Here is a 7,070-nt window from a genome sequence, read left to right as displayed (position 1 = left end):
ACCGTCATCACCCAGTTTCAGCCATAGCTCATTGGTGCACGGTGATTGTTCAAAGCGCGAACGTGCCAAACGTTGCGCCATTTGCCTGAGCCACGCTGGCTCTTCGCAGGCCATGTCCGCTTCCGGCGCGCAAAGCTGGGGTCAATTAGAACCCAATACTCCATGTTCATGATCTGTGCTTCGAAAGTCGCATAAAAGGGCAGTGTGGAATTAGGTCTGCTGCCATTGGGCTCGAACCGAGGTGGTGTCCGGAATTATTCGGCATTTCACGGGGTTTCCCACTCCGGAATTATGGGTCTCGTTGGTGTGTGGACTATGCAATTGAAAACAGGAGGTTTTCTGGCTGAGGGTAGGGTTTCCAATCCTAAGACCGAGTTTGCCAATGGCCTCCAGAAGGCGGGTCTGAAGGCAGGCATTGCCCGTCTGGATCGCCTTCCCGCGGCCCACATTGATGATAAGCACGCCGTTCGACGGCAGATCCGCGATGCCGAGCGCGATATCGAATACTCGACCCGGCGCCTCGGCGAGGTCGGGAAGGACATCGAGCGCCTCGTGCCGACGACCGGCGATGGGTTCAGTATGGTGGTCGGGGCGATCCGTTCACCGAGCGCAAACTCGCCGGTCGCGCGCTGATGAAGGAAATCCTGACTCTCGCGCAGCTTCAGCAGCAAGGCGAAACCGACTGTCGCCTCCATCGGCGGGTTCGATTTCGAATATTCCGGCGAGCGGTTCGGCAAGGACGGCTACCGCTATGCCACCATGCTGATGCGCACCGGCGCCGATTATGAAATCGAACTCCCCGTCACCACCTCGCCGCTTGGCGCCATCGCAACACATTCCTGAACATGTGACGCAAAGCGAACCTAGCCACGCTCCAGCCTGAAGGACTGGCCGGCTGAGATGAACCTCATGTCACGCGATCAGGTCTGCCGCTCGATCGCGACCCTTGTTGAAGCAACCTGTATGTCATCGAGCATCGGCCTGACAAGGCGCAAGCCGTCCAATACTACTTCTGACAACCGATCGATCTCGGTCTTAGTCATCGGGGTGGATAAAAGGCCCGAACATGTCTCGATCATGAGCAAGCCATTGGCGAAGAAGTGGTCGAGCAGCGCTGAGATACAGTTCTGTTCCTTAGGTCCTGCGAAGGCGCTCCGATAGCTCGTTGGCGCGGTCCCTTTTAGATGTATGCGGAACATGGAACCCGCTCCGGTAACGCACGCAGGCACATCAGCAATCTTGATAGCTTCTGCGATCCCTGCTCGGGCTCGGTCAGCCAGGCTGTTCAGGCTTGCAACGGCGTCCCGATCGAACATCTGCATCGCGACCAAGCCCGCGGTCATTGTGATAGGGTTGGCGCTAAACGCGGCCGCCCGCGCGCGCAAGGCCTCGACAGGTTCGACCACCGCTATTCGGTGACTTGTCACGACGCCATGACCGAGCCAGCCCCTGAGCATGGCAAAGCCCATATTGCCGCCACCTATTAGAACCACACTATCAATGTTTACTCTCATGTCACCGACTCAGTCGATCGAGTGCACCGACCAGGTCAGTCTCAAGTTCGTCGTAAGTCTCGTTCATCGAAGACCCTTCTAGTAGTCAAGAATCTGATTGAAGAAGTGCGAGCGCGTTGGGTCTGTGGCTCACTAAGGAAATGGTTTGGCCTAGCTGGCCTGATGCCGGTTTTCGGACACGAGGTTAAGCTAGCATAGCTTGTTCCTCGAACTCAACGGGCCGCAGATAGCACGGGCCTCAGATAGCCTAAGGTCGAGTGCCTTCGCTAACAATCAAGTGCCGGCTTCAGCCGCGGTGAGCGCTTCCGTGTCGGGGCGCAATTTCAGATCTTCGCCATACGGCCTGGCGTCGCCATGGACGACGACGACAACACCTACGCCACCTGCCGGCCGACGGCCTAGGCCGGAGGGGTTCACATTTGCTGTGCGATCTAGATGGCGGTTGCTCAAACAGTGGTTTGACGGAATGGGATGAACTGAAACGGTCTGCTCCTCTATAGCAATCTGGACCACGCAAGAGGTGCGCGGTCCGATCGTCGGGAGGAATCGCTGGTGCAAAAGGTTGTCGCCGATGCCGCGGAAGCATTGAACGTCGACGGCATGCGAAAGAGCTTTGGCTCGCACGAGGTGCTGAAGGGTATCTCCCTGGCCGCGCGTGATCATGACGTGATCTCGATCATAGGGGCGTCCGGCTCCGGCAAGAGTACCTTTCTGCGCTGCATCAACCTGCTTGAGAGGCCGTCCGCGGGGTCAATTAGACTGAAAGGTGAGGAGCTCAGCTTGCAGCCTCACAAGGACGGCGGGCTTTATGCTTGCGACCGGCGGCAATTGGCCCGGATGCGTGCCCGCCTGGCCATGGTTTTTCAAAGTTTCAATCTGTGGTCCCACATGTCGGTCCTGGAAAATGTTATCGAGGCACCGATCTCGGTTCTCGGCAAGACGCGCGCTCAGGCGATTGAGGACGCCAAGGCAATTCTGGACAAGGTCGGGATGTACGACCGCCGCGACTACTACCCGAGCCACATTTCGGGCGGACAACAGCAGCGCGCAGCCATAGCCCGCGCCCTGGCAATGAATCCCGACGTGATGCTTTTTGATGAACCTACGTCGGCACTCGATCCGGAGCTCGTCGGCGAGGTGTTGAAAGTGATGCGCGATTTGGCGGGTGAAGGCAGGACCATGCTGGTCGTGACCCACGAGATAGCTTTCGCGCGTGACGTGTCCAACAAGGTCGTTTTCCTTCATCAGGGTGAGTTGGAGGAGCAAGGCCTGCCTGGCGAGGTCCTCGGTCATCCGGCATCGCCGCACCTACAAAAATTCCTTGCCCGAACACGGAATTGAGTGTTGCGATGATCGATATAATCTTACCTTTCCTGCCGCTGATCTTGAAGGGAACAATCATCACCCTGTCGGTCGGCATTCTGGCGCTCATTTGTGCCGTGCTCATCGGTCTCGCCGGCGCCTTGGGCAGCTTCTCGGAGCATGACTGGATCAAGCGCATTGTAAGCTACTATACAGCCAGTGTGCGCTCTGTTCCTGATCTGGTCCTGATGCTCCTTCTCTACTATGGCGGCCAGACATTTCTGAACCAGCTCGGCGACGCTACCGGCCTCTGGGGCTATGTTGAAATCAGCACATTTGTAGCTGGCGTCGGCACCATCGCCTTTATCTTCGGCGCCTATATCACGGAGACCTTCCGTGCCGCGATCCTGTCGATACCTCGCGGCCAGATCGAGGCTGGTCTCGCCTGCGGTCTGTCGAATCGCCGGCTATTTACGCGCATCATCTGGCCTCAACTGATCCGTTACGCCCTGCCGGGCCTCGGCAACAACTGGCAGGTTCTCATGAAAACCACCGCCCTGGTTTCGGTTATCGGTCTGCAGGATCTGGTGTTCAACAGTTTCCAGGCTGGTCGTTCGACCCACCACGTTTTCGTGTTCATGGGCCTGACACTTTTTGTCTACCTGCTGATCACATTGGTATCGGGCGCTGCCTTCCATCTGCTGGAGCGGCGCTACGGTCTCAAGACCCGAGCGGTGGGGTGACAGCATGTTGCAATCCATCATCGATTTCAGTGCCAATTATTCGCCGATCGATTTCGTCCTCATTGTTTCGCAGTGGCGCCTATTCCTCACCGGCTTTATCAACACGGTGATCTTGTTTGTGCTTACGACGGGCGTGGGTGCCATGCTCGCGGTTCCTCTGGGCATCGCGCGGGCACAGAAGGTGCCGGTGGCGAACCCGGTAATCTTTGTCTACTCCTACCTGTTCCGCGGCACACCACTTCTGGTGCAGACCTACTTGCTCTATTTCGGCGCAGGCGAGGTCGCCTTCATCAAGAACAGCTTTGCCTGGGCGGTACTGCGCGATCCGTGGTGGTGCGCCTTCATTGCGTTTTCGCTAAACACCGCCGCCTATGTGACGGAAATCGTGCGCGGCGGTCTTGAGGCTGTCCCACCGGGCGAGGTTGAAGCGGCGCGCGCTTGCGGCATGCTGCCTGTCCAGAGGATGTATCGCATCATCCTTCCCAGCGCTTTTCGACGTGCGTTGCCGATGTATTCCAACGAAGTGATATTTGCCCTGCATGGAACGGTGGTGGCATCCACAATCACCATCGTTGATGTGCTGGGTGCCGGCCGGACTTTGAACGGCATGTTTTACCTGGCCTATGAAGGGTTCATCACCGCTGCATTGATATACGCAGCCATAGCGCTGACCGTAACGCGCACCTTCCGATGGATGGAGCGGCGGTTCAATCGACACCTGCAACCGCGCACCGGTTGAGCGCTGGTAAAATCATTCGATTAAACGGACTTTCGCCCGCGGCAGGGCCGCCCAACAGCGAAGACGAGCAGCTTGCTGTGCTTGCGCATGCTGGAGGGGCCGTTCCGCGACCGGGCGGCCCGTCTGATCACCCACACCTTCCCGTTACCCCAGGCCGAGGACGGCTTTACGCTTTACGACAGTCTGACCACGGGCATCATTGCCATCGACTGTACCCAAGCGGACGGGTTGCGCTAGGTCGTCAGGCCGGGTTTCCAAAAGTGCCGACGCGTTCGCAGCCGGAACGTCGTCATATCGTGCTTTCGAACTCGGAACAGCGGTCGTGGCTTATGGCTTGGTTGCCACGCCACCCAACAGGTCGATCATCCACAGGCGATCGGGTGAAACCCGCAACGGCTGACTGGCCCTTGGCCTGATAGAGGCAAAAGCCGCCGCAAGATCTTGCGCTTCCTTGAGTGCGCTCTGTTCGGCCGTCTCAGCGTCTACCGCTTCAAAGCGCAGCGCCTCTCCGGGGCGTGTTTGCGCTATCTTGCGAAGGTCCGCGCTGATCACCGTTGCGATCTTGGCATAACCGCCCGTCGTTTGGCGATCTGCGAGCAGGATGATGGGCAAGCCAATTACCGGGTACCTGGATGCTGCCGTTGACGATTCCGTCAGAGACAATGTTGAAGTCGCCGCGGTGTTCGATGCGTGGCCCTTCCAACTGACAGCCCATGCGATCGACCTTGGCCGACAAGTGGTATTCGCACTTCAGCAAAGTCTCGATCCCGGCGGCTGTAAACATATCGTCCTGCGGACCCAAAAGCACCCGTACGGGACCGACCAGCGGCGGGATCAGCTCGAGATCGATTTCCCAGCAAGACTCCGCATTGCCGCGCGGCGCGACGGGAAGCTCTTGGCCGACCTTCAACTGGGCACCGTCAAGCCCGCCTATGCCTGAGCGGGTATGCGTGGCACGGCTTTTCAGAACAGGATCACACAGGATGCCTCCGGCCACAGCAAGGTAGCCGCGAAGCCCGCTGCGCATAGCGCCAACGGCAATGGTTGCTCCGCGTTCGACCATGAAGCTTGCGTTGGCTGGAACCGGGTTGCCGTCGATCGCGATTGGGGCTGGGGCGCCGGCATAAGCCATATGACAGCGATCCGCGCAGACTTTCAGCGTCGCGCCTGCCAAGGTCATCTCGATGGCTGCGGCAGTCTCATCATTGCCGACCAATGTATTGGCCAGTCGGAAGGCGACCATGTCCATAGGGCCGGATGCCGAGATGCCAAAGCGTTGGTAGCCGAAACGGCCGCGATCCTGAATGGTTGACAGGGGGCCGGCTTCGATGACCTCAAGTACGCTAGCCATGGAAGTCCTCGCGTTCGGCGACAAGCGCACCGCTCTCGACGGCTTGAAGCTGCCGATCATATTCCTGCTCGTCGATGGGGTGAAAGCGCAGGTAATCGCCCGGTCCAAACAGGAACGGTTGCGCCTTGCGCAGTGGATTATAAGTACGCACTGCCGTTTGACCCAACATGTGCCAACCGCTGGGGATCTCGATCGGCGGCGAGACGGCCGTCTGCATACCACCGATGGACACACTGCGTGGTGGTGCTTTCAAGCGTCTGGGGGCGGCGGCTGGTATGAAGGCAACGGTCAAGGCCGCCTAGATAGGCAAACCCCGGCGCGAAACCAATCATGTAGATGCGGTAAGTTGCGCCGGCGTGGCGCGCAACAACCTCGGCTTCATCGAGCTTGTGGGCTTGCGCAACAGCTCCAAGATCGGCGCCGTGCTGTCCCCCGTAGCATACCGGGATGTGCCACAGGCTGGCATTGCGCTGCGTGGCTTGCGACGTGGACCAGGCTGAATGGACCGCTTCGGCAAGCGCGGGTTTGGCCAGGCGCAGCGGATCGAATTGGACCAGCACCGAGCGGTAAGTTGGTATGATTTCGAGAATACCTTCGGGAGCCGTTTCTGCCAGTCGGTCTGCAAGCGCCATCACCGCTGCATTGGTCGCTTCATCGATATCCTGGCCAAGCTCGACAACCAACCCACCGTCGCCGGCGTCGAGCAAACGCAGCACGTAGCGACGCATTTCGGTCATTTCACAGCCTCAGCCATAAGCAGCTGGGCAAGCATCGTCGCCGCAACTTCGAGATCCTCCAGCCGCATCGCCTCGTCCGGATTATGGCTGCCGTTCTGGTTGCGCACAAAGATCATTGCTGAGGGGATGCCGTTCGCCGAAAAGACAGCCGCATCGTGGCCGGCGCCGCTGGGCAGGCGTGGTGCCAGAACACCCCTTTGGCCGGCGATCAGTTCGAGCAAGCCAAGAATGCCGGCGTCCATCACAGCAGGGGTGCTGCCTGAACGCGGCCCCCAATCGAAATGCACGCCGCGCCGCGCTTCGATCTCCGCCGCGAATTTCATTAAGGCCGTATCGGCGCGCTCGAGCAGCGCTGGCGCCGTGCTGCGGACGTCAAGGCTGAACCCGACTTCGCCGGGGACCTTGCTAAAGGCATGCTGCACAGGATCGGTCGTGACCTGGCCAAATGTGATGGTCAGCGGAGCATCGGGAGTTTCGTTTTCTTCCCAGAAGCAGTCGAGCTTCATGGCGAGTTCTGCCAGGGCCATGAAGGCGTCGCGGCGGTGGCGACGCGGTACGGCTCCGGAGTGGCCGTAGACGCCGAGACATTTGGCGGCCCGATAGCGGAAGCTGCCCGAAATTCCACTTACCAGGCCGATCGGTGCGTTATCCAGTTCAAGCGTAGGACCCTGCTCGATATGGATT

Annotated in this window: 8 protein-coding genes and 2 pseudogenes; 5 read left to right on the top strand and 5 right to left on the bottom strand. The window is 59.1% G+C overall.

What is annotated here, in order from left to right:
- Positions 1 to 387 precede the first annotated feature (387 nt).
- Positions 388 to 831 (top strand): annotated as a pseudogene (locus EN935_RS16220) (hypothetical protein); the annotation flags it as partial.
- Between the two features lie 89 nt (positions 832 to 920).
- On the opposite strand, the gene EN935_RS42800 reads toward EN935_RS16220, so the two are convergent.
- Entirely contained in the window at positions 921 to 1,514 is a 594-nt protein-coding gene (locus tag EN935_RS42800; RefSeq protein ID WP_127265098.1) for an NAD(P)-binding domain-containing protein, read from the bottom strand.
- Positions 1,515 to 2,114: 600 nt separating this feature from the next.
- On the opposite strand from EN935_RS42800, the gene EN935_RS16210 reads away from it, so the two are divergent.
- The 4 genes from EN935_RS16210 to EN935_RS40815 all read left to right on the top strand — a co-directional run bounded on the left by EN935_RS16210 (position 2,115) and on the right by EN935_RS40815 (position 4,535).
- A complete protein-coding gene (locus EN935_RS16210; protein ID WP_127265104.1) occupies positions 2,115 to 2,855 on the top strand; it encodes an ATP-binding cassette domain-containing protein in 741 nt (246 codons plus the stop codon).
- 8 nt (positions 2,856 to 2,863) lie between these two features.
- Positions 2,864 to 3,559: an ABC transporter permease subunit gene (locus EN935_RS16205; protein ID WP_206532413.1), complete on the top strand. Its 696-nt coding sequence runs from the start codon at positions 2,864 to 2,866 to the stop codon at positions 3,557 to 3,559.
- A 4-nt stretch (positions 3,560 to 3,563) separates the two neighbouring features.
- Complete coding sequence (locus EN935_RS16200; RefSeq protein WP_127265099.1) at positions 3,564 to 4,298, top strand: ABC transporter permease subunit; 735 nt, start codon at positions 3,564 to 3,566, stop codon at positions 4,296 to 4,298.
- Between the two features lie 81 nt (positions 4,299 to 4,379).
- Positions 4,380 to 4,535 (top strand): hypothetical protein, encoded by a 156-nt coding sequence (locus EN935_RS40815; protein ID WP_164771158.1) that lies wholly within the window; start codon positions 4,380 to 4,382, stop codon positions 4,533 to 4,535.
- Positions 4,536 to 4,788: 253 nt separating this feature from the next.
- On the opposite strand, the gene EN935_RS16195 is transcribed toward EN935_RS40815, so the two are convergent.
- From EN935_RS16195 to EN935_RS16185, 4 genes and pseudogenes are all read right to left on the bottom strand, one after another.
- Complete coding sequence (locus tag EN935_RS16195) at positions 4,789 to 5,649, bottom strand: biotin-dependent carboxyltransferase family protein (protein WP_281040338.1); 861 nt, start codon at positions 5,647 to 5,649, stop codon at positions 4,789 to 4,791.
- Positions 5,642 to 5,800: a hypothetical protein gene (locus EN935_RS42090; protein WP_245488985.1), complete on the bottom strand. Its 159-nt coding sequence runs from the start codon at positions 5,798 to 5,800 to the stop codon at positions 5,642 to 5,644. Before EN935_RS42090 ends, EN935_RS16195 begins: the two co-directional genes overlap by 8 nt.
- Before the next feature lie 18 nt (positions 5,801 to 5,818).
- A pseudogene (locus tag EN935_RS16190) lies at positions 5,819 to 6,377 on the bottom strand (allophanate hydrolase subunit 1); the annotation flags it as partial.
- Positions 6,378 to 6,382: 5 nt separating this feature from the next.
- On the bottom strand, positions 6,383 to 7,070 hold a 688-nt coding region (locus EN935_RS16185), incomplete at its 5' end, for a M20/M25/M40 family metallo-hydrolase (RefSeq protein WP_127373440.1).

Origin of the sequence: Mesorhizobium sp. M7D.F.Ca.US.004.03.1.1, assembly GCF_003998635.1 — a bacterium.
In the GTDB taxonomy this organism is placed as follows: Bacteria; Pseudomonadota; Alphaproteobacteria; order Rhizobiales; family Rhizobiaceae; genus Mesorhizobium; species Mesorhizobium loti.
The sequence above is the reverse complement of the archived record's forward strand: the minus strand, read 5'-3'. Positions and strand labels throughout refer to the sequence as shown.

Coding starts and splice junctions, on each gene's coding strand:
- EN935_RS42800 (WP_127265098.1), bottom strand. CDS start 1,514: ATGAGAGTAAACATTGATAGTGTGGTTCTAATAGGTGGCGGCAATATG.
- EN935_RS16210 (WP_127265104.1), top strand. CDS start 2,115: ATGCGAAAGAGCTTTGGCTCGCACGAGGTGCTGAAGGGTATCTCCCTG.
- EN935_RS16205 (WP_206532413.1), top strand. CDS start 2,864: ATGATCGATATAATCTTACCTTTCCTGCCGCTGATCTTGAAGGGAACA.
- EN935_RS16200 (WP_127265099.1), top strand. CDS start 3,564: ATGTTGCAATCCATCATCGATTTCAGTGCCAATTATTCGCCGATCGAT.
- EN935_RS16195 (WP_281040338.1), bottom strand. CDS start 5,649: ATGGCTAGCGTACTTGAGGTCATCGAAGCCGGCCCCCTGTCAACCATT.